This is a genomic window from Flavobacterium sp. HJSW_4, assembly GCF_042436695.1.
GTDB lineage: Bacteria > Bacteroidota > Bacteroidia > Flavobacteriales > Flavobacteriaceae > Flavobacterium.
The window spans coordinates 117547-136161 of sequence record NZ_JBHNPP010000001.1; the positions used below are offsets into that span (position 1 = coordinate 117547).

The 18615-nt window shown below is 32.3% G+C and carries 17 protein-coding genes; 8 read left to right on the forward strand and 9 right to left on the reverse strand.

Going from position 1 to position 18615, the window contains the following annotated elements:
- Window positions 1-43: 43 nt before the first annotated feature.
- Both ACE01P_RS00590 and ACE01P_RS00595 read right to left on the reverse strand, forming a co-directional pair.
- Window positions 44-565 carry a GNAT family N-acetyltransferase gene (locus ACE01P_RS00590; protein ID WP_379692936.1) on the reverse strand — a complete coding sequence of 174 codons (522 nt, stop codon included), beginning with the start codon at window positions 563-565 and terminating at the stop codon, window positions 44-46.
- A gap of 35 nt (window positions 566-600) precedes the next feature.
- Window positions 601-1065, reverse strand: a complete 465-nt coding sequence (locus ACE01P_RS00595) for a GNAT family N-acetyltransferase (RefSeq protein WP_379692938.1) — start codon at window positions 1063-1065, stop codon at window positions 601-603.
- A gap of 69 nt (window positions 1066-1134) precedes the next feature.
- Between ACE01P_RS00595 and ACE01P_RS00600 the strand changes: the two genes are divergently transcribed.
- A complete protein-coding gene (locus ACE01P_RS00600; protein ID WP_379692940.1) occupies window positions 1135-2610 on the forward strand; it encodes a PLP-dependent aminotransferase family protein in 1476 nt (491 codons plus the stop codon).
- 2 nt (window positions 2611-2612) lie between these two features.
- Here the strand turns inward: ACE01P_RS00600 and ACE01P_RS00605 are convergent, their stop codons facing one another.
- Complete coding sequence (locus tag ACE01P_RS00605; RefSeq protein WP_379692942.1) at window positions 2613-3242, reverse strand: MgtC/SapB family protein; 630 nt, start codon at window positions 3240-3242, stop codon at window positions 2613-2615.
- Between the two features lie 196 nt (window positions 3243-3438).
- On the opposite strand from ACE01P_RS00605, the gene ACE01P_RS00610 reads away from it, so the two are divergent.
- Complete coding sequence (locus ACE01P_RS00610; RefSeq protein WP_379692944.1) at window positions 3439-4416, forward strand: hypothetical protein; 978 nt, start codon at window positions 3439-3441, stop codon at window positions 4414-4416.
- Here ACE01P_RS00610 and ACE01P_RS00615 read toward each other — a convergent pair.
- The 3 genes from ACE01P_RS00615 to ACE01P_RS00625 all read right to left on the reverse strand — a co-directional run bounded on the left by ACE01P_RS00615 (window position 4399) and on the right by ACE01P_RS00625 (window position 8354).
- The gene (locus ACE01P_RS00615; protein WP_379692946.1) at window positions 4399-5367 is read right to left on the reverse strand and encodes a DNA cytosine methyltransferase; all 969 of its coding nucleotides are present in this window, start codon (window positions 5365-5367) and stop codon (window positions 4399-4401) included. The genes ACE01P_RS00610 and ACE01P_RS00615 overlap by 18 nt on opposite strands.
- Window positions 5364-6248 carry a type II restriction endonuclease gene (locus tag ACE01P_RS00620; RefSeq protein WP_379692948.1) on the reverse strand — a complete coding sequence of 295 codons (885 nt, stop codon included), beginning with the start codon at window positions 6246-6248 and terminating at the stop codon, window positions 5364-5366. Before ACE01P_RS00620 ends, ACE01P_RS00615 begins: the two co-directional genes overlap by 4 nt.
- A gap of 303 nt (window positions 6249-6551) precedes the next feature.
- Entirely contained in the window at window positions 6552-8354 is a 1803-nt protein-coding gene (locus ACE01P_RS00625) for a glycoside hydrolase family 2 protein (protein ID WP_379692950.1), read from the reverse strand.
- A 336-nt stretch (window positions 8355-8690) separates the two neighbouring features.
- Here ACE01P_RS00625 and ACE01P_RS00630 point away from each other — a divergent pair, with 336 nt between their 5' ends.
- Both ACE01P_RS00630 and ACE01P_RS00635 read left to right on the forward strand, forming a co-directional pair.
- Window positions 8691-9977: a DUF262 domain-containing protein gene (locus tag ACE01P_RS00630; RefSeq protein ID WP_379692952.1), complete on the forward strand. Its 1287-nt coding sequence runs from the start codon at window positions 8691-8693 to the stop codon at window positions 9975-9977.
- A 2-nt stretch (window positions 9978-9979) separates the two neighbouring features.
- Window positions 9980-11830 carry a DUF262 domain-containing protein gene (locus ACE01P_RS00635; protein ID WP_379692954.1) on the forward strand — a complete coding sequence of 617 codons (1851 nt, stop codon included), beginning with the start codon at window positions 9980-9982 and terminating at the stop codon, window positions 11828-11830.
- 52 nt (window positions 11831-11882) lie between these two features.
- On the opposite strand, the gene ACE01P_RS00640 is transcribed toward ACE01P_RS00635, so the two are convergent.
- Window positions 11883-12488 carry a nucleosidase gene (locus ACE01P_RS00640; RefSeq protein WP_379692956.1) on the reverse strand — a complete coding sequence of 202 codons (606 nt, stop codon included), beginning with the start codon at window positions 12486-12488 and terminating at the stop codon, window positions 11883-11885.
- Window positions 12489-12667: 179 nt separating this feature from the next.
- Here ACE01P_RS00640 and ACE01P_RS00645 point away from each other — a divergent pair, with 179 nt between their 5' ends.
- The 4 genes from ACE01P_RS00645 to ACE01P_RS00660 all read left to right on the forward strand — a co-directional run bounded on the left by ACE01P_RS00645 (window position 12668) and on the right by ACE01P_RS00660 (window position 15026).
- Window positions 12668-13231 carry a DUF6642 family protein gene (locus tag ACE01P_RS00645; RefSeq protein WP_379692957.1) on the forward strand — a complete coding sequence of 188 codons (564 nt, stop codon included), beginning with the start codon at window positions 12668-12670 and terminating at the stop codon, window positions 13229-13231.
- Window positions 13232-13234: 3 nt separating this feature from the next.
- The gene (locus ACE01P_RS00650; RefSeq protein WP_379692959.1) at window positions 13235-14155 is read left to right on the forward strand and encodes a helix-turn-helix domain-containing protein; all 921 of its coding nucleotides are present in this window, start codon (window positions 13235-13237) and stop codon (window positions 14153-14155) included.
- A gap of 70 nt (window positions 14156-14225) precedes the next feature.
- The gene (locus ACE01P_RS00655) at window positions 14226-14426 is read left to right on the forward strand and encodes a hypothetical protein (RefSeq protein ID WP_379692961.1); all 201 of its coding nucleotides are present in this window, start codon (window positions 14226-14228) and stop codon (window positions 14424-14426) included.
- 27 nt (window positions 14427-14453) lie between these two features.
- Window positions 14454-15026, forward strand: a complete 573-nt coding sequence (locus ACE01P_RS00660; protein ID WP_379692963.1) for a pentapeptide repeat-containing protein — start codon at window positions 14454-14456, stop codon at window positions 15024-15026.
- A 153-nt stretch (window positions 15027-15179) separates the two neighbouring features.
- Here the strand turns inward: ACE01P_RS00660 and ACE01P_RS00665 are convergent, their stop codons facing one another.
- Both ACE01P_RS00665 and ACE01P_RS00670 read right to left on the reverse strand, forming a co-directional pair.
- Window positions 15180-16757 carry a DUF5123 domain-containing protein gene (locus ACE01P_RS00665; protein WP_379692965.1) on the reverse strand — a complete coding sequence of 526 codons (1578 nt, stop codon included), beginning with the start codon at window positions 16755-16757 and terminating at the stop codon, window positions 15180-15182.
- 26 nt (window positions 16758-16783) lie between these two features.
- Window positions 16784-18598, reverse strand: a complete 1815-nt coding sequence (locus tag ACE01P_RS00670) for a RagB/SusD family nutrient uptake outer membrane protein (protein WP_379692967.1) — start codon at window positions 18596-18598, stop codon at window positions 16784-16786.
- Between the last annotated feature and the right edge of the window lie 17 nt (window positions 18599-18615).

Below are 18615 nucleotides of genomic sequence, written 5' to 3' on the forward strand. Positions count from 1 at the left end.
AAATCAAAAAATAGCCGTGATCAGAGGCATTACAGCCGCTAATTCAATTTGGTTTCTCGATCTCATAAACGAAATTCCATTTTGGTTTTTCTCCAAAGTAAGCTACTTCTTCTTCGGCTATCTTTTGGGCTCCAACTCTTGAAATCGCAATTTGCGAACGAATATTTTCTGCTCCAATATGAAATCTAACTTTAGAAACAGATTTAAAAAGATAATCCAGCATTGTCTTTTTTACACTTAGATTAAAACCTTTTCCCCAACAGGAAACGGCATAAAAAGTATAGCCAATAAAAATACAATCTTCTTCTTGATTGAAATCGTAAAATCTTGTACTTCCAACAACTTCTCCAGTTTCTTTTTTTATAATTTTAAAAGCGCCTTTGCTTTGCATTGCTCCTTCAAAAAACTTTTCGAAGACTTCTTTTTTCCATCGATCTTTATTCGGGTGCTGTTCCCAAATCTTAGGATCGGAAGCCACTTTATATAATGCATCAAAATCTTTTTCTTCTAAAGGAGATAGAATACAAAGATCGTTTTCTAAAACGGGTTGTAAATTAAAATTCATAATCTGATTTTTTCAATTCTAAAATTAATCAATATTTAAAGATTCCATTCGTAGTTTAACCAATCTTTGTTTTCGTTGGCTCCAAGTCTTTCGTAAAACTTTTTTCCAGCATCATTCCATGGCGCAACGGTCCATTTAATTTGACCGCAATTATTTTGTTTAGCTTCTTTATGCAAAGCATTCATTAATTGTTTGCCAATTTTCTGACCTCTATATTTTTCGTCAACATATAATTCTTTTAAATAAATGGCTGGTTTATTTACAGCGGTATAAGACAGAAAATAATAGACTAACATTCCCGCGATTTGTCCTGCATCTTCTGCAACAATACAATAAAAATCAGGCGGACTTTTTCTGAATCCGCTTTCGCGAACGATCTCCGGCGTAATGGCAAAAACATCAATGTATTTTTCAAATACGGCCAAATCTCGCATTAAAACCCAAATTTTTTCGGCATCAATTTCCTGTGCTTTTCTTATTATGATATTTATTTCATTCATAGCATTTTATCTTTTAAAGTTCAAAATTAAATTTAAATTGGATTATATTTGTAGTCCAATTTATTCAAAATGAATAGTCCAATTTTAAAAGTGATTTTTAATGATCTCGATTTGAATCCAAATGGAGACAAACCGATATATCTTCAGTTAGCTGCCGTTTTATTGCTTTCTATAAAACAAGGAAAACTTCAAGCGGGACAAAAATTGCCTTCTTCGAGAGATATTGCTGTTTTTATCGGAATCAATAGAATTACGGTTTCTAAAGCATTTGAAGAATTACAAAATCAAGGTTGGCTTGAGAGTTTTACGGGACGCGGTACATTTGTGTCTGCCCATATACCAGAAATCAAACCTGAAAAACTTCAAGAAAAATCCAACAAAGCACAAAAAGTAGCTGGTTTTACAATTGATAAACCTCAGTATTTAGAAAACTCTTTTTTTGTGCCTAAAACCCAACTTCATTTTGATGATGGTTTTCCAGATCCTAAATTGGCTCCTTTAAAAGAACTTTACAGAGCTTACCGCAATCAATTAACCCGAAGCGGACTTTACGATAAATTTGGAAGTTATGGAAATCCAGACGGATCTGATTATTACAAAGAAGCTATTTCAAAACATTTAAATGAAACTCGCGGTTTAAAAACGACTTCCAAAAATATATTATCAGTACGAGGAACTGTTATGGGAGTTAATTTGGTTTGTAATGCCCTTATACAACCAGGAGATATCGTTGTTTCGGGAATTCCTGGTTGGCGTCGTGCCGAAAACAATTTCCTCCATGCAAAAGCTCAACATATCGGGATTTCTGTTGATGAACATGGTTTGGTTATCGAAGAATTGAAAAAAGTCTGCCAAAAGAATAAAGTTCGAATGGTGTACATTACACCGCATCATCATTACCCAACAACTGTTGCGCTTCGCATTGATCGCCGATTGGAATTATTAGAACTTGCGAAAGAATACGGTTTTATCATTTTTGAAGATGATTACGATTTTGATTTTCATTATAGCAATCGTCCGTTGCTTCCTTTAGCAAGTGCCGATGAAAACGGAATGGTTATTTATTGCGGTTCTTTTAGCAAAAGTTTTTCTCCTGCTTTTAGAATGGGCTATTTGGCCGCTCCAGAAAATGTAATTGAGCATTTAACGAAAGTTCGTGTACTTCTAGACAGACAAGGCGATCATATTCTTGATAATGCTATGGCAGAAATTATAAATGATGGAACAGTACAACGGTATCTTCGAAAATCTCTTTCTATTTATGAAGACAAACGAAATCATTTCTGTAGTTTATTAAACAGTGAATTAGGAAATGCCGTTGATTTTTCTATTCCGCAAGGAGGAATGACGGTTTGGACTAAATTTGATCAATCAATCCATTTAGAACAACTGGCAAAAGAAGCGTATAAAAAAGGATTGTATTTCTCTGATGGAAAAGCACACCGATATCTAAATTATAATGAAAACGGAACAAGACTTGGTTTTGCTTCTTCTTCTAAAGAGGAATTAGAAAAAGGAATTGAGATATTGAAAAAACTAATCTAAAATTACAACACCAATTCTTCAAAAATTGGATCTGCTAAAAGTGAAGCATACAAAGATTCAATCGAATGTTTAGAACCGTGAATTTGCCATTCTAAAATAATATGATCTATATTACGGTGTTGCACTAACAGTTTAGATTTTATACCATAAGTCGAAAAAAGCTCTTTGCATCTTGCGTGACCTGCATCTGAGCGTTTAAAGGTTATTCGAAGCATTTTATGTTCGTTGATGAGGTCAATTTTATCTTGAAGAACCGTTAGCATCGTTAGAATTAGAAGAATCATAAGCGCTGCACAAGCCGAAGCAAAATAATACCCCGCTCCTACGCCCATACTAACCGCCGCAACCGACCATATTGTCGCCGCCGTTGTAATTCCCGAAACATGACTGTCTGACCTAAAGATTACTCCCGCACAAAGAAAACCTAAACCAGTAACAATATTAGAAGCTATACGGTCTGGATTTCCAGTGCCGCCGATCCATTCAGACATTAAAGTAAAAAAACAAGCTCCGACAGAAATCATTATTGTGGTTCGAAGTCCAGCGGCTTTTCCTCTGTATTCTCTTTCGGCACCAATTAAAGCTCCCCAAAATGCTGCTAAAAGCAATCTTATGATAATTTCTATCTCCATTTTAAGTCTGTTTTTGTTCAAATAAAATTACGGAAAAAACACAAAAAAACCGTAAAAATACTTGTGGGTTAAGTTTAAATTATTGCTACACTTGTATATATCCAGATTAAAAAATACCACTTCTCGGTAAGACTATAAATTCTTATAATTTAAAGACGCCAAGAACTCCAAAAACAAATTTAATAATTAATATATTATGGAAAAAAAAGATATCCTAGAAGGCATACATATGCTTGTTTCTAATAATGTTATAGGAGATAAACAATTAGCAAGCAGATACAAAGGCTTTAGAGGAGAACTATTTCTTGAAAATTATTTAACTTCAAAGTATCCAAATTACAAACAGATGGAAGGAGGAATCATAATTTCTAAAGATAGTAATGAATCTAGTTTAGATAATTCTCTTTATCTATCGATTATTCCTGAGGAAGATTTCGACGGCAGTTATGTTGAAGTTTTCAGCTTTTTATCAAAGCTCAATTTTCAAAAAATGTATTTGATTTCATATACAGATAATTGGAAAGAATTACCTGTTATGAAATATGCAAATGAAAATATATCTCTTAATGTTCCAGATATAATCATACATGAATTTGATACCGATACAAATACTTTCAAAACGACTTCCAATAACATTGAAGAAATAACAGACTTTTTCACTACAATTGAAAACAGAAAGAAAAATTCTTACCCAATACTTGAATCTACAAAACAATGGTTAATAGATAATTTAGAACCTTTTTCTACATCTCAGCTAATTAAAATTTATCTAAACAGATTATTTCTAGATGGTTATTTAGGATTTGGCAAAGAAAAAGGAAAACCTTCCGATATTGACATGATAGTTAAAACATCTGAAAATGTTTACCGCTTGATTGAAGTTAAAGAAAAAGATTTACCAAAATTTGCAAAAAAAGGTTTTGGATTAGATGTACCACGTCTAAATGATTTAGTGAGAATTTCCTATGAGACACAACTAGAATATTATCTAATTGTAAGACAAATTAATAATCAAACTGAACGGGAATTAGTTGCTTGGAAATTTATCAAAATTGATAGTTTTTTTGATAATGTAAAAGAAGACCAAACAGTAATTGGTGGCACTGGTATGAGAAGTATTAACTCAAAAAATGAGACCTTAATTTGTGATTATAACTTATTCAATAATTTGTAGCTCTTTAATCTCAATTTGTTCTGCTCCTTTTAGGCTTTTTATCATTTCACTTGCGACTGCTTGTATTGTATTAACTGGAACACTATTGCCAAATTGTTTATATGCTTGGTTATTTGAAACAACTATTTTAAAAGTATCTGGATACCCCTGGAGTCTTGCAGCTTCTCTGGGGGTTAACTTTCTAGGATTTTTGCCTTTTTGTTCAATTAAAATTTCACTTCCATCTTTATAATATCTTGCAGAAATTGTATTAGTATATTCTGAATCTTTATTCACAATCCCAAATCCAAAACCTTTTCCTTTCAATTTATTTTCAAATTTTCGTCTTTGGTGTCCTTCCCAAAGCTTATCTGAGATCGTATATTTTGGATCGACTTTTGTTTCTAATATATCACCTACCCTTGTTAATTTACTTATAGGTTTCGGAAATTCAAACTTCACATTCTCATCTAAAAATCCCACAATAAATATTCTTTCCCTGTTTTGAGGCAAACCAAAATCTCTAGCTTTTAAAACATCTATATAGATATTCTTATAACCCGCTTCTTTTAAATGCTTAATTATAATTTCTAACGTTCTCCCATTGTCATGAGTTTTCAACCTTTTAACGTTTTCTAATAAAAAAGCTTTTGGTTGTTTCGTTTTTAATATCCTTTCAATATCAAAAAATAAAGTTCCTCTTGTATCATCAAATCCTTTCTTTAATCCTGCTTGAGAAAAGGGTTGACAAGGAAAACCAGCTAATAAAATATCATGTTCAGGTATATCATTAACATTAACAGTGGTAATATCACCAAAGATTTCTTCGTTAGGATAATTAGCTTTATATGTTTGAACAGCAAAATTATCCCATTCACTTGTGAAAACACATTCAATTTTTTCATTTGAAGCTTGCTCAAATCCTCTCCTAATGCCTCCAATTCCAGCAAATAAATCAATAATTTTTATCATTTTCTCCAAAACTCTATAATTGTTGGTATTTCTTCAAAAAAATACTCTTCAAAACTTACTATATTTTTTGCTTTAGCTAATTTATTGCCATTTGCAATCCATGAATAAGCTACAATAACAATGTTATGCTTAGACATTTCTTCCGCCTTACTTGCTGAAATTTCCTCATCAACCGTTAGTAAGTGAATTTCTGGTATTTTAGTTCTTTCTATTTCCTCTGCAACTTCCTGCCATCTTTCTCTCAAAGAAGTTTTCATTGTTCCAATAATAGTTTTATTTCTCCTCTGATTAAATTTTTCAATACTCGGCAAAACTGAATCAACTTTTTTCCCTAGACCAACTTCGCTAAAAATTTGTCTTCCGATTTTATTTTGAGAATCAAATTCATAATCTAATAAATTATATAATTTGTAAATAATTGCCTCAAAAGTTTTTCCCGCCCTTGCCCTTCTTGATTGGGTATTACTTAGCGAAAGAGCATATAAATAAGGAAATACTCTTCCGGCATACTCTCCACAAAGTTCTTTAACAGAAATTTTTAAATCCTCTCCTTCTTTGGATACAATACTGTTTTCAATCAAAACGTCCAATAATATTTTAGGAGTCTTTAAAATTTTATACAGGTCTTTCATTACTGCTGCATTAAAATTAACCTCATCCTTTAAGAACTCATCCCAAACTTCAGTTCTAAGTGATTTAATTATATCACTTACCATCTTAGTTTCAATAATATTGTTTTGTAAATCTGGTCGTCTTAAAAAAATTTCATCTACAATTTGTTGAGATGACCTAATATACTTCCCACGTTGAGAAATTATAAATTTATCAAAAGAAAGCTTTTCTTCTTCTGGAATTTGAATTATTATAGGTATATCAGACAATTCGTGGTATTTAAGATTTAGACAAAAATAAAGCAATTTTTATTCTTTTGAATTACACTATATTTTTTTTTTAAATGATTTATCAACCAAATAAAACAAATTACAATCAGATTTGATAGTGTCAATAATCTATTACTATTAGAGCAATCTACCAATCTGATTAAAATCATAATTCCTTATTTTCTATAATCAATTTTGCAAATCTTGTTTGATATTTAATATATACTTAATCATAAAACACACAAAAACCTCCAAAATCAAAATTGATTCTGAAGGTTTTTCTCTTTATCTAAAACTTCAAACTTATTTATATTCTTTCTCTTTCTGCGCGTACCAATCTTTCATCACATAAAAAGCTTTCTTTTTAATTCCTTGATCAGAAATTAAACCTTTGCGGTTGAAGAAATCCTGAATGTTTGGCAATTGTCTTCTTGGCGATCTAAAATCTACTAAAATCCACGGAGAAACTCCTGCTAAACCTTCAATTCTATTGAACATCTGAGTGTTTTGAATATACAATTCTTCTTGATATTCTTCGTTCCAACGTTCTTTTTTATCTCCGTGAAGACCTTGCAAAGCCTCACCACCAAATTCACTGACAATAACTGGTTTGTTATACGGAATTACCCATTGCATGTCTTTACAAGATTCGTTGGTTCCTCTGTACCAACCTAAATATTGGTTAAAACTTACAATGTCTACATATTCGTTCATATTATCATGAAGTGTATTGATATTATTAGAGCTTGAAGTCACTTCCATCGCCATACTAATCAAACGAGAATTGTCTTGCGTTCGAGCATATTTTGCCAATTTGCTTAAAAAAATATCTCGATCGTCTCCATGTGGTGTCTCATTCGCAATAGACCAAATCACGATTCCGCAACGGTTTTTATCTCTGTAAATCATATCGTGCAATTGGTGTTCGGCATTGGCATAAGTATCAGGATTTGTCCACGAAATGGTCCAATAAACTGGAACTTCAGACCAAACCATTAATCCCATTTTTTCGGCTTGTTTTACCATATTTTCGTTGTGCGGATAATGCGCCAAACGAACATAATTGCATCCTAGTTCTTTTGCCCAAGTCAACAACGTAATTGCATCATTATCAGACCAAGCTCTTCCAGATCTAAAAGGTGCTTCTTCGTGAATACTGATTCCGCGTAAAAAGACTTTTTTTCCGTTTAACAGAATTTCTTTGCCTTTGGTTTCAATAGTTCTAAACCCAATTTGATCCACAATATTTTCATATGCTTTGCTTATGATTACGTCGTATAGTTTTGGTTTTTCAGGAGTCCATAAAACTGGATTGGCTTTGATTTCGAAATAGGCCATTCCTTTAGCATCAGTCGCAACGTTCTTTTTGATTTTTAATCCTGGAATTGAAACTGAAACATATTGGTTTCCACTTTCGGTATTCAGTTTTATCCAGCCCGAAATTTTTCCTTTTTCTTTTTTATCCAATTGAATCAGATAATCTTCGATATACGTATTCGGAACTTGCGCTAAAGTTACATCTCTTGTGATTCCGCCATAATTCCACCAATCCATATTTACCGTTGGTACGTTGTCTTTATGGCGTTTGTTATCGACTTTTACTACTACGAAATTATTTCCGTCAACTAATAAATCGGTTACATCAAAGTTGAAAGGCGTATAACCGCCAATATGAGTTCCTGCCATTTTTCCGTTTACATAAACTTTCGCATCATAATTGACTGCTCCAAAATGCAGAATCCCTTTTGTTTTAGAATCCTTTTTATAATTGAAGTCTTTCTGAAACCAAACCGTTCCTTCATAAAAAAACAATCTCTGATCTTTCGAATTCCAATCTGACGGAATATCCATAACTGCTGAGGTTGCAAAATTATATTCACTCAATTCTGTGGTATTCCATTTTTTGTTTTCGAAAAATCCGTTATTTTTAAAAGGCTCCAAACGGTAATTGTAATATCCATTTTCTAACGGATCTACGATATATCTCCATTTTCCGTTTAAAGTAATATTGTTTCTGGCTGAAATATTAGTCACTAATGGAATTTCCTGCGCTATTGTTTTTCCAAATAAAAGAAAAGCACAACACAGTATTATTATTTTTCTCATAGTTAAAATCATTTTGGTTTTGAGGTTTTTTAATTAGTAAAAAGGAATATTATAAAGTTAAAAAGTTTCTTTAAAGCAGTATTAAATCAACCTCATCCATTTCTACGAAATAACCCATCAAATACTTATCAATTTTAAGCTATGAGGCTTCCAGTACAGTTTTCATATAAAAAGCCAATACATTATACGATTTCAAAAAGATGCTGGAGTCATTTTGAAAAATAATTACTGTTAAAATTTATTGTTAAAGCTAAGGTCTGAGCTTTTAATTTATATTTGAGTTGTCTAATTTATACTTAAAAGCAACCTACAACCCGAGCAAAAAAAGCATTAATAATGAGTGACCCAATTACAAGTAATGTAACATTGAATACCGTTTCGTTGAGAGAAATTTTAGGAATCGAAACAGACAATGCAATCAACAGCGAGTACAATCTTTCCATTCCAGATTATCAGAGAATATATTGCTGGGAGGAAAAAACAGTCTTAAAACTGATTGATGACATCAAAAATTTTTCAGAAAAGAAATACCATTTAGGAAACATTATTCTACACAAAAGAAAAGAAAACCAATACGATATTGTTGATGGTCAGCAGAGACTGGTTACTTTATCACTTTTGTTATTACAAATAGGAGGATATAAGAAAGATTTCTCTTTATTAAACTCTGCTTTTAATTCAGAACTGGCAGTAGAATATCTGAGTTATAATAAATGGCTAATTGAAAATCATAAAGATAATGAGAACCTTACGGATAAAACAGATCAAATATTAAACAATTTACAATTTAGTGTCTTGACTATCGAAGACCAAACTATTGATTTAGCCTACACTTTTTTTTCTAATCAAAATTCCAGAGGAAAATCATTAACCGATTATGATTTGCTCAAAGCGCATCATTTGCGTTTTATTCATATTCCAGAACAAGCAAATCATATGGCTGAAAGATGGGATGATTTAATCTTAAATTTCGATAATGACTCTACAGACAAAGATTTGGGAAGAACTTTTGAAATTTATTTGTTTAGGCTAAGAAAATGGATGCGCAAAAAAGATTGGAATAACGATCAAAAATTTAAAGTCAAAAATGAATTTGAGGCTTCTCCTATAATTTCAGAAATTCCTCCTTTTGGAGAACAATTTAGATTTAATGAATCTATACAAGGTGGATCTCACTTTTTTGCTTACACAGATTTTTTCATTTATAAATTCAAAACATTTTCAGAGACTTTAGAATACAAAACTCTTCATGACAATTTATGTCACGAAAGCCATTGGTGGTATCGTGATGCAATCGAAGCTTTTCTATTTGCTTATTATTTAAAATTTGGAACTCTCTACATGTCTGACGCTTTAATTGGCATAATAAAGATTATGTCTAAACATCGATATGAAAATAATAGGGCTTATTTACATTCAATACTAAAATTTGCTTCCAATTCTGAAATAATTATGATGATTGAGCAAGCAACATCTCCAACTTTTTTCCTAGCAGAAATGTTGGAACAAATAAAAACCCTTCATTACGGCACAAGTTTTCCAGGTATAAAGGGAAGATATCAAGACAAGACAAAGAATATTATTGAAAAATTAAAAAAGAACACTATTGTTAAATATAATTAACCATGAATAATAAATTTACGCCAGCTACAATAGGTCAACTAAGTTTTTCAATTCCTTTATACCAAAGATTGTTTGAATGGACGGAAAAGGAAATTTTTCAATTATTGACTGATTTATATACCGGTTTTAAAACCAACAAAAAGAATCCTTATTACATTGGAATGTTGACCATTTTTAAAAATGGCGGCGAACAAAGTTTAGTTGATGGACAACAGCGTTTTACTGTCTTAAACTTAATGGGACTTGCTTTTGATTCTGAGGATTGGAAAAAATTTGTTAAGCCTGATGAATATCGTTTAAAGTTTTTTGCTAGAGAAAAAGATGCAAATTACATAAAGAGCATTTTTGAGAAAACGGTGACAAATGACGCAGGGCAATATGTCAACAAAAAAATGAGAGATGGAATTAAAACTATTAATTCTTTCATAGACAATTTATCTGCTGATAAGAATGAGTTTATAAATTATATATATGAAAAAGCAACTTTCTTTATTTCTGAGCTTCCTGAAAGCTACACTGCTCAAGATCTAAATAGATATTTTGAAGCCATGAATGCCTCTGGAAAAGGTCTTGAAAATCATGAGATTTTGAAAGTTGATTTGTTGAAAAAAATCAGTGACGACAAGAGTTTATATACACAAATTTGGAATGCTGTTTCAGAAATGGATAAATCTCTAATACGTCCACATAAAGAAGAAACAGTATCAAACCTTCAATTGAGAATAAAAAAATCTTTATATCAATTATCTAATTATAAGAAAATTGCAAAATATTGCAATGATATCAAAACAGATGAAAATGGAAAAACTGAAGAAAAAGAAATTAAAACAACGATAAAACAAATTACCTCTAGTTCCAAACGGCCAAATCCTAATTATATAGCCAGAAGCGAAAAATCAATTTTAAATTTTACTGAGTTTTTACTTCAAGTTTTATGGTTACAGCTTTCAGAAGAAGAACGAAAAACAACTACCAATTTTTTTAATACTTATAAATTACAAGAGACATTCAATAAAAATTTAAAAAACGATGAGGTTAAAACTTTTTTTGAAAACCTTTTAAAATACAAACTTCTATTTGATCAATTCGTTGTGCGCATCACTCACAACGAACAAAATGACACTTCGTATTTTATTAATTTCAACGACAATGATGCTAATCCTAATGATGGAAAAAAAATAACCCAATATCAATCCATGCTTTATGTGAGTACTTCCTATCATTTGTGGTTGACAAAACTACTAGAATATATAGCACAAAATCCTGCCGACATAAAAGCTGAAGAATTTATTGAAACAATAAAGGAATACGATAATGAGCGTTTTTCTATTGAAAATTTCAACAGCTCAAATTTAGCTTATGGAAGTATTGACCGATATTGGTTCTGGCGTTTAGATTATTATTTATGGGAAAACAGAAATGTTGTTTTTAAAGATGACAAAAGCATTAAAATTGCAGAAAATTATCTTTTCAAATCCAATCGATCGATTGAACATATTGCTCCTCAAACTCCTCAAAGAAATAGTACTGTAAAATTAGATAAAGATGATTTAGATCGTTTTGGGAACTTAGCTATGATTTCATCTGGACAAAATTCTTCTCTGCAAAATGAGCCTTTTGAAATAAAAAGAGCCCATGTAAGAACTTTTATTAATGAATCTAAGAATGGTACAATTGAAAGCTTAAAAATGTTACACATTCATAATTTTGAAACATGGGATATTGATGAAATTAAAAAACATGAGTGTAAGATGGCCACAGTTTTAAAAAATTCTTTTCCAAACAATTCCGCAATGTTTGGTTATTTATCTAAAATAGCAGAACCACTTTCTAACACTCCTGAAAATAATTAATGATTACGAATACATACTTTTTATATAAATAAAAAAACAGAAGCCACTTCAATTAAGAAATGGCTTCTGTCTCTTCAATCAATCCTAAGATTTTACCGTAGGCGATTGCAGCTTTATGAACTTGAACTGTCCAATCTTCGGCGGCATTATCATCGGCTCCGTCTGAAATATATTTTAAACTTAAAAACGGAATGTTTTCTTTCATCGCAATCATCGCTAGAGCGTAAGCTTCCATGTCGACAACATTGTATGCATCTGAACAATGTCCCATTTCGAAATTATCTCCTGTTCCGCAAATTCCTTCTGGAAGATTATCCATCAACAAACCATATTCTAAAACTGGAGGCAAACCAGAAAGTGGCGTTTCGTATAGTGCAAATCCCAAACCTTGAACGTCCATATCTCTTTGTACAAATTTAGTACAACAAATGACTTCACCTTTTTGAAAACAGCTACTTCCTGCCGATCCTAGATTTATAATTACAGAAGGTCTTTTCTTTTGGATTGCTTTTGTCAATTCGTAAGCAGCGTTTACTTTTCCAATTCCAGTGAATAAAATATTGTTTCCTTTAAAAACTTCTGCTGCTTCAGATTCAAGAGCAAAACAGAATAATATATCTTCAACCTCAAAAGATGTGGTTTGATTAATTTGTATCATGCGTAATTTATTTTCGGTTTACAAAAATACGCTTTAAAATTTACGTAGCTGTAACCTAAATTTAAAATCCAAAAAACACGTTAAAGTCTGCTTTCTATGGTAGATTTTGTTTTATAAAAAATACATTTGTGAGAATCCGTAAAAGAATCAAATCTTAAAAAAACAGAAAGGAAAACTGCATGGATAATGAAAAATTCATTTTCTGCCTAGAAGGCGTTCGAGATATAGAAGATCATACCCCGACCAATGTGGTAAAATGTCTTGAAGAATTGGCAATTGACCAAGGCATTTCTAGTATTCATAAAACTTGCGATACAATTGAGGGCTTAGAAGAAAGCTTGAATATTTTGCTTTATGAAGATCATAATTTTAAAGATTATGAAATCATTTATCTTGCCATGCCTGGACAGGAAAATAATATCTGTCTTCACGATTATTATTACAGCATTGAAGAAATTGCCGAACTTTTTGAAGGAAAAATGAAAGGTAAAATTATTCATTTTGCCAATCTAAAAGTTTTAGATTTAAATGAAGAAGAAGCACAATATTTCTTAGACATTACTGGAGCAAGAGCCATTTCTGGCTACGGTTCTACTTATAATAAAATTGCAAGTTGCAGTACTATTGACAAAGCATTTTTTAGCCTATATCAGGAAAATGACAATCTGATTGAAGTGGTCGAAGATCTTTATACCAAACATTACAATCTATGCAAACTGCTCGATTTTAGATTATATTATTAAAAAATGAAAAAGAGTCAGGCAGAGAAAATAAAGACCTATAATCTAAAAGGATTTCGAGAAAAGTTTTTGGGAGAAGACAATCCTATCCACATGCTTTTCAAATCGAATTCTGAACATTTTTTCTGTCTTGAAATTGGAGAGATGATGCAGATGCAGCATCCAGTTCCTCCTTCTAAGCATTCTTGCCATACTCTAATTTTTATTTCTTCGGGAGAGCATACTATGAAATTGGGGTATCAGGAATATATCACGACTGATAACGAAATGATTATGGTTCCGGCTGGTCAGATTTTTTCGCTTGATAATGTGAATAATATACACAGCGGATATATTTGTCAATTTCATCCTGATATTTTAATTCGAAAATACGGCAGCCGCGAACTCCTCAATGAGTTTGATTTTTTGAAAATTTCAGGAGACCCAAAAATTAAACTTGCTCCTGAAGATCTTGCGCCAATTACCAACATTTTGGAACGATTGAAAAAGGAATATTCTGAAACAACTGTTACTGATCTAAACATTGTGCAATCGTATCTGATTACTTTGTTTTATGAAATGAATAAAAATGCGGTAAAAACCTCAAAAAGCATTTCGGCGGCAGAGGCAATTACAGGAAAATTCAAAGAATTAATTCATAATCATATCAAAACCCAGCATCAGGTTAATTATTATTCTTCGCTGCTAAATGTTACTCCAAACCATTTAAACAAGTGTGTCAAAACTGTAACGGGAAAGTCTGCGGTAAAATGGATTGACGAAAACATATTGCTAGAAGCCAAATATTTATTGTTTCAAACTACACTTTCTGTAGGTGAAATCGCAACGCAAGTAGGCTTTGAAGATCAATCTTACTTTAGCCGATTTTTTAAAAAAGCAGAAGGGATTTCTCCTATCCGATACCGAAAAATGATTGATAAGTCCTAATTATTGATTATAGAATCCTAACAAATATGTGGGTGTTTTTCGGAAATTTGCTAGCTCAAAAATGCAAATTATGATTTATGTTTTTAAAACTTCCGTTGATAATCAGACCAAATTCGAATCGGCTTCTGCATTACTAAATCAATTATTACCAGAATCGCAGTGGAACTTCGATCTTGAAGATTGCGATAATATTTTACGAGTAGACAGCGAATTGAATGTTGCTGAATTACTTCAAAACAATACCCTTTTCGATTGTATCGAATTAGAATAAAACTTTACATGCCTTTTAAATTTTTTAATGGAATCAAAATTATACCAAAACCGAACTTTTGAAACAATCGATTATTCGGAACAAAGTTTAGCCAATACTGAATTTGTAAACTGCGAATTCATCAACTGTAATTTCTCTAAAAGCGATTTAAGCCATAATGACTTTCTAGATTGTACTTTTAAAAATTGCAATCTTTCTTTAGCGACTTTACGAAATACTGGATTGAAAAACATCCAATTCATCGGCTGTAAATTAATGGGATTGGATTTTAGTGCTTGCAATAGTTTTTTGTTTTCAATGAATTTTCAAGATTGTATTTTGGACTATTCAACTTTCATTTACAAAAAACTAAAGAAAACCAATTTTATAGATTGCCTTTTAAAAGAAACTGATTTCTCGAATACCGATTTGTCTTTAGCTGTTTTTAAAAACTGTGATCTTTCTGGAGCCACTTTCGTGGAAAGTATTCTAGAAAAAACCGATTTCAGAACTTCCAGAAATTATGCTTTTGATCCGTCAGAAAATAAAATTAAAGGAACAAAGGTTTCGCATACGGCACTTGCAGGTTTGCTTCAAAAATTTGATTTATCCATCGAATAAATTTTAGTTTTCAGTCGCAGTCTCGGTTTTCAGTTACTTCTGCGACTGAATACTGAGACCGAGAACTGAGACTGCGACTGCGACTGAAAACTTAAAAAGCGGGATTGCAAACTAAATTGCATCCCGCTTTTCCTATTTAATCAACCACGATTTTTATTTTAACCAACGAGGATCTCCAATGTTATTGTCAATCATTGTTTGGTTTTGAACTTTAAAGTTACCTGTCGTAGCATCCACAAATTGTGGGTTTGCTGTTACTCCACTTGCATCAACTTTGTTTAAAGCAATACTCGCATCCATAAAACTTGCAGCAGTATAGTAATAATTTTTACTAAATGTAGGCGCTTCTGTAGTCGTCTGATTCGTATAAATAGCTGATGTTGAAACAATCAATGTGTTCATTACAGTAGAACTATTATCTGCAAATCTTACATATAAAATTCTTTTTGGAGCTACTGTATTTGAAACATTATACAACGTACAGTTTTGTATTAAAGTTGTAGTTTTTAATCCAGTACCAGAGAAACCTCCTCCAGCTGGAAGAACTGCATCTACCCTAACAAAATCACGTCCTGTAGAACAAGAATCGAATGTACTATTTTTAAGTACTATACTTGCAACATATGTATTTCTAAAATCAATAAAATCAGCTCCAGCATTCGTATTTACTAACTTAACAATACTATTATCAACCGTAAATGAAACTACTTTTGAATTTGAAGCACTAGCCGCAATTAAAGCACGTGTGTAATCATGGATGTAAGATTTAGTGATTAAAATATTTCCATAATTAAGAGAAGCTCCTGAAACAGTTACAACCGCAGCATTAGTTAATCCGGTTCCATATAATTCTAAATCTACCAATGAAAGGTTAACAAGTCCTGAATTTACAGTAAATTTCACATTTAATTTTGGTTTATCCTCTGGTCTTACACCTCTAATGATAAGCGATTTATTTAAAATCACCTCACCAGTTGTCTGATAAATACCTGGCATAAGCAACAATCTAGATCCTGCTGTCGCCAGCGCTATTTTAGCATTTAAATCATCTCCTGGATTTACTATAATACCATTTGTAAGATCAACACCACTTGTAAAACTTAATGTTCCTCTTGTTTTTGTTCCATTTTTTAAAGTAACTGCATAGTCTGTTTCAGGAGTTAAACCAGTAACAATTGCTACTCCAGCCGTTTTCTCTTCTGCTGTTATAGTATGAGTTACATCACCCGGTTGAAGCGAAATATGAGTTACATTACTATTTGGCGTCCATCTCAAAGTAACAGATGTACCTTGAATTTCTTCATCTTTTATTGGGAAGAAAATCTGTTCAGATAATGTTGTCGCAGTAGTAATAGACCATTTAGAATCCTCAAGACCAGATGCACTTACCGATTTTACTCTAATAGAATAAGTAGTTTCTCCTTCTAAAGCTACTTGAATTGGTAGTTGACTAGCTGAAACATTCATTGTTTTAAAAATAGTCTTGAACTCTGGATCATCTGGACTAAACTCTACCACGTAATGATCTGGGTTTTCATCTGCTTTAACACTCCAGTTTAATTCAACTGTAGTTGAGTTTCTAACTCTGGCTGTCAGTGCAATAGGAGAAAATTCTCTTGTATTTCCTACACCGTCTAACAACTCTTCATTATAACTTTCACAACCCGAAATTGTAATTGCAAGCAATAATATGGTTATTAGTCCTCTAAATATATTTTTTGTGTTCATCATAATAACTTATTAATTTATTAAAGATTTTAATAACCAAAATCATTTTTTAACTGGCCATTACTTCCATCAAGAAATACTTGCCATATTGGCCAAAATTGTCTGTTATCAGGATTTACTCCTGGTTTGTACAATGAAGCGATCTTAGCATCGGCAGAAGTTCCTGTCCATGTCCATGTAAAAGCTGTATATGTAGCTCCAGGATTTGTAGTTTCTCCTCTGTTTAATCCATAAATATCTAAGCTAACATTATCAGATTTATATTTATAGTATAAAGTACCAGGTACATCAGCATATTCACCAGTACGAGCTGATAAATCTGCCATTTTTTGTTTTGCTTTGTCTAAGTTTGTTTTAAGCAAGTTCCAACGAATAAGCGCTTGTTTACGCTCCATTTCTCCAGTGAACTCAAATTTATTTTCTTCAACAAGAGCATTAAACATTACTTCTTTACTAGTTAAAGCATTTACATAGTTCTCAACTTTCACAGTCTGATCAGCTGAAGAAAATGATCTTCTTCTAATTTCTTTTAAATAAGGCATCGCTGCACCAGGACCTTCTAATTCATTTGCTGTTTCAGCTGCAATAAGAAGCACTTCAGCATAACGCATGTACATTTTATTAACACCATCATCATTATCTGAAGTAACTCTTCGTGTCATCCATTCGTAACGATATTTACCAAAACACCATGTATCTAATGATGCTAACTCTTGCTTAGCAATAGGATAAGGAGTTGCTGCTACGGCAGTACCCCATTTGTAAGGTACACACGTAACATCTCTACGTAAATCTGTCTGATCATAATCATAGAAAACAAATGGTAAAGGACCTGCTGTACCTCCACGGTTTGCTCCATTTTGCTGGAATTGATCGCTTGGAGAAGTATGTTTTACTGCAAATGTAAACAACATACGACCACGACCATCAGCAAAAGGAAGTTCCCAAAGAGATTCTCCTCCTGCAGTAGTAATTTCTTGATTGTATTTTCTCCATAAACCTTCAAAAGTAGATTCTAAATGAGCAGAACCGCTTTCAATAACTTCACGAGATTCTTTTAATGCCAATGCATACATGTTAGCAACTGAAAGTTCTGGATCATTGCTTCTTCTTACTCCGTCAGGATATTGTTGGTAACCGCTTGCCACCAAAGCCAAACGCGCTCTAAATGCTTTTACAAATGCCTTATTAACATGTTCAACTGTGCTAGTATAAGACGTTGCATTTGGCCATGCAACCAAAGTAGAAGCTTCTCCTAAATCTGCAATTAATTGCTTGTAAATAACATCTCTATCCGTTTTAGGCAAGTATAAAGTTGCAGTAGTAATAGGTTCAAATCGAGCAGGAACATCTCCCCATGCTTTAAGTAAATCAGCATAGTATATTGCTCTTAATGTTAAAGCTTCTCCTAACAACTGCCCCATTTCTGTTCCCGGTTTAGGATCTCCATATTGACGCATACCTGTAATACAAACATTCGCACGTTCAATACCTGAAAACATCATTGAATAAGCATTATTTGTTGTATTCATCTCTGTGTTACTTGGCTTTGCATCGTAAACAGCCAAATCTGCCTTATCACCTGCTGTCTGCGACGTATTGTACCATTCTGTATCTGTATTTAATCCATAGTAAGGTAAAAATCTTCCTCTATAAGAGTTCGTCTCAGCAAATGGAACTTTTATTCCATCAACAGCTCCTTTTGCAAGTGTCGGTTCAGAAAAGATCAATGCTGGATCTAATGTTGATGGCGCATCTGTATCTAAATAGTCATCTTCAAACTGCTGGCAAGAACTAAATAAACTCGAAATAATTAGTCCCGCTATTATTAATTTATGTTTCATTTTGTGATAATTTAAAA